1 pseudogene is annotated in these 738 nt (G+C 77.9%); it reads left to right on the top strand.

What is annotated here, in order from left to right:
• Positions 1–738, top strand: a pseudogene (locus GTW40_RS02305) (ATP-dependent helicase HrpB); the annotation flags it as partial.

Raw genomic sequence — 738 nt, 5'->3', positions numbered from 1 at the left:
GGGCTGGTGGGCGGCGGGCCCGCGCGGCGGGTCCTGGTGGCCGAGCCCCGGCGGATCGCCGCGCGGGCGGCGGCGCGGCGGATGGCGTGGCTGCTGGGCGAGAAGCCCGGCGACAGCGTCGGGTTCACCGTGCGCGGCGAGCGGGTCGTCGGGCGGCACACGCGCGTGGAGGTCGTCACCACGGGTGTGCTGCTCCAGCGCCTCCAGCGCGACCAGGAGCTGGCCGGGGTCGACGCCGTGATCCTCGACGAGTGCCATGAACGGCATCTGGACGCGGACACGTCAGCCGCGTTCCTGTGGGACGTACGGCAGACCCTGCGGCCCGACCTGCGTCTGGTGGCGGCCTCCGCGACCACGGACGCCGAGGGCTGGGCGCGGCTGCTCGGCGGGGCGCCGGTGGTGGAGGCGGCGGGGGTCACGCATCCCGTCGAGACCGTGTGGGCGCCGCCCGCGCGCCCGGTGCGGCCGCCGCACGGGATGCGCGTGGACCCGGCCCTGCTCACGCACGTCGCCTCCGTCGTACGGCGGGCGCTCGCGGAACGCCCCGGTGACGTGCTCTGCTTCCTGCCCGGCGTCGGTGAGATCGCGCACGTGGCCGGGCAGCTGGGCGAGCTGCCGGACGTGGACGTGCTCCAGGTGCACGGGCGGGCCCCGGCCGCCGTGCAGGACGCGGTCCTGTCGCCCGGGGCGCGGCGCCGGGTGGTGCTGGCCACCTCGGTCGCGGAGTCCTCGCTGACG

It is taken from the genome of Streptomyces sp. SID4985 (assembly GCF_009863025.1).
Taxonomy (GTDB): domain Bacteria; phylum Actinomycetota; class Actinomycetes; order Streptomycetales; family Streptomycetaceae; genus Streptomyces.
The sequence above is the reverse complement of the archived record's forward strand: the minus strand, read 5'-3'. Positions and strand labels throughout refer to the sequence as shown.